Origin of the sequence: Phreatobacter oligotrophus (assembly GCF_003046185.1) — a bacterium.
Classification (GTDB): Bacteria; Pseudomonadota; Alphaproteobacteria; order Rhizobiales; family Phreatobacteraceae; genus Phreatobacter; species Phreatobacter oligotrophus.
Map to the genome: position 1 here is coordinate 1 of NZ_PZZL01000053.1, position 2,754 is coordinate 2,754.

General features: G+C 67.7%; 4 protein-coding genes. All 4 read left to right on the forward strand.

Going from position 1 to position 2,754, the window contains the following annotated elements:
* Positions 1 to 54: 54 nt before the first annotated feature.
* The 4 genes from tnpA to C8P69_RS23285 all read left to right on the forward strand — a co-directional run bounded on the left by tnpA (position 55) and on the right by C8P69_RS23285 (position 2,725).
* Positions 55 to 459 carry an IS66-like element accessory protein TnpA gene (gene tnpA, locus C8P69_RS23270; RefSeq protein WP_342750220.1) on the forward strand — a complete coding sequence of 135 codons (405 nt, stop codon included), beginning with the start codon at positions 55 to 57 and terminating at the stop codon, positions 457 to 459.
* Complete coding sequence (gene tnpB / locus C8P69_RS23275) at positions 456 to 803, forward strand: IS66 family insertion sequence element accessory protein TnpB (RefSeq protein ID WP_108179805.1); 348 nt, start codon at positions 456 to 458, stop codon at positions 801 to 803. Before tnpA ends, tnpB begins: the two co-directional genes overlap by 4 nt.
* 111 nt (positions 804 to 914) lie before the next feature.
* Positions 915 to 2,498, forward strand: a complete 1,584-nt coding sequence (gene tnpC, locus C8P69_RS23280) for an IS66 family transposase (RefSeq protein ID WP_170118381.1) — start codon at positions 915 to 917, stop codon at positions 2,496 to 2,498.
* Positions 2,456 to 2,725, forward strand: a complete 270-nt coding sequence (locus C8P69_RS23285; RefSeq protein ID WP_245902218.1) for a hypothetical protein — start codon at positions 2,456 to 2,458, stop codon at positions 2,723 to 2,725. Before tnpC ends, C8P69_RS23285 begins: the two co-directional genes overlap by 43 nt.
* Positions 2,726 to 2,754 lie beyond the last annotated feature (29 nt).

Genomic DNA, 2,754 nt, shown 5'->3' on the forward strand with positions numbered 1-2,754 from the left:
GAGTGACGCAAATCGTTGAGCACTGTGAGTATGGACAGCCATACTGACAGTGTCTTGAGCCGCCTCGACATGGTGGAGACTGGGCGCCGTCGCCGCTGGAGCGAGGGCGAGAAGGAGCGGATCGTGCTGGAGAGCATGGCCGGTCCGCGCCAGATCTCCGCGACGGCGCGGCGGCATGGGATCGCGCGCTCGCAATTGCTGGCTTGGCGGCGGGCGCTGTTCGTCGAGCCCAGTGCTGCACCTGCAGGCTTTGTCCCGATGATTGTGACGTCCGAGACTGACCGGCGTGAGGACGCCCGGATGATGGGCGCGGGAGCGCCGTCGGCCTTGGCGGTCGCCGCGCCGACGCCGGGGCGGATCGAGATCGTGCTGCGCGGCGGTCGGCGCATCATAGTCGAGGGCGCGGTGGATGCCGATACGGTGTTGACCCTCGCACGCGGCCTTGAGGCGCTCAGGTGATCCCGGTTCCGGTCGGCGTGAAGGTGTGGCTGGCGACCGGCCACACGGACATGCGGAAGGGGTTCGCCTCCCTGGCGCTGGTGGCACAGGAGGTCTTGAAGCGTGATCCGCTGGGCGGCCACATCTTCTGCTTCCGCGGGCGTCGCGGCGATCTGTTGAAGGTGATCTGGCACGACGGGCAGGCGGCGAGCCTTTACGTGCGTCGCTTGGAGAAGGGTCGCTTCCTGTGGCCGTCGCCGGCCGACGGCGTCCTCGCGATCACGCCCGCTCAGATGGGCTACCTGCTCTCCGGCATCGACTGGCGCAATCCGGTGGAGACCTGGCGTCCGACGGCGATCGGATAGAGCTTCGAGTCTTGTGTTTGCTGGCGGATGTGATTCCCTCTCCTTGTGAACGCGCCCGCTGAATCGCCCGTCCCGCCGACGCTGCCGACTGATCTGGCAGCGGCGCATGCGATGATCCTGGCGGAGCGCCAGGCGCGTATCGAGGCGCAAGCCGAAGCCCTCACCGCGAAGGCCGCGGCGTCATCGACCGAGGCGACGATCGTGCATCTCAAGCTGATGATCGAGAAGCTCAAGCGCGAGCTCTACGGTCAGCGCTCGGAGCGCACGATGCGCCTCATCGACCAGATGGAGCTTCAGCTCGAGGAGCTCGAATCGAAGGCGACCGAGGACGAACTTGCGGCGGAGGCGATGTCGCGCCAGGCATCGCTGCCCGTACGGGCGCGCGGTCGTCCTGTCCGCAAGCCCTTCCCGGAGCATCTGCCGCGCGAGCGGGTCGTGATCGCAGCACCGACATCGTGCCCGTGCTGCGGCTCGATGAAGCTGTCGAAGCTCGGCGAGGACGTGACGGAGACCCTGGAGGTCGTGCCGCGGTCCTGGAAGGTGATCCAGACCGTGCGGGAGAAGTTCACGTGCCGCGCTTGCGAGATGATCACACAGCCGCCGGCGCCCTATCATGTGACGCCGCGCGGCTTCGTGGGGCCGAACCTGCTGGCCATGGTACTGTTTGAGAAGTTCGGTCAGCACCAACCGCTGAACCGGCAGAGCGAGAGATACCTTCGAGAGGGCATCGACCTCTCCGTCTCGACGCTCGCCGACCAGGTCGGCGCGGCGACTGTGGCGCTGGCGCCGTTACATGACCTGATCGCCCGGCACGCCATGGCGGCGCAGAGGCTGCACGCCGACGACACGACGGTGCCGATCCTCGCCAGGGGCAAGACCGACACGGGCCGGATCTGGACCTATGTGCGCGACGACAGGCCCTTCGGCGGCGCCGATCCGCCGGCGGCGCTCTACTTCGCCTCACGCGACCGGCGGCAAGAGCATCCGGACGTGCACCTCGCGACTTGGAGCGGCATCCTGCAGGCCGACGCCTATGGCGGATACAACGGGCTGTACGATCCCGCGCGTCCGGGCGGGCCGGTCACGTCGGCGCTCTGTTGGTCGCATGCCCGCCGGGGCTTCTTCGAGCTCGCCGACATCGCCGCGAGCGCACGGCGCGGGCCTGGCGCCGCGCCCGTGTCGCCGATCGCCTTGGAGGCGGTGAAGCGCATTGACGCGCTCTTCGCCATCGAGCGCGAGATCAATGGCCTGGACGCCGACGAGCGCCGCCAGGTCCGGCAGGAGCGCAGCCGCCCGATCGTCGACGACCTGCGCGCCTGGCTTGGCGAGCAGCGCGTCAAGCTCTCGCGCTCGGCGACCGTCGCCAAGCCGATCGACTACATGCTCAGGCGCTGGGACGGCTTTGCCTCGTTCCTCGACGACGGACGGGCCTGCCTGTCGAACAATGCCGCCGAGCGGGCGCTCAGAGGTTTTGCCCTCGGTCGAAAAGCCTGGCTCTTCGCGGGCTCCGATCGCGGCGCCGAGCGTGCCGCCGCCATGGCGACGCTGATCCAGACAGCGAAGATGAACGACGTCGATCCACAGGCCTGGCTCGCCGACGTGCTTGCCCGCATCGCCGGAATGACCCAAGGCCGGCTCGACGAGCTTTTGCCGTGGAACTGGCGCGCGCCGTCGATCACAGCAGTCGCGGCCTGACGATGCACGTCAACAAGGTCCACTCCGTCCGGACCTTGGCGCTCGTCGCTCGCGATCTCGACAAGGACGAAGACTGGCTCGCCGATCTCGCGCTCGACATGGAGCCGGAGGACGGGCTGATCTGGGTCTACGATCCGCAGCACGAGGACGGGACCATGGCCTTCACCGAATACGGCGTCGAAAGCCTGCTCAACCTCATCGAAATCCATCGCAGCAGGCCAAAATAGGCCTGCCGCGGCCTACGCCGGATGATTAC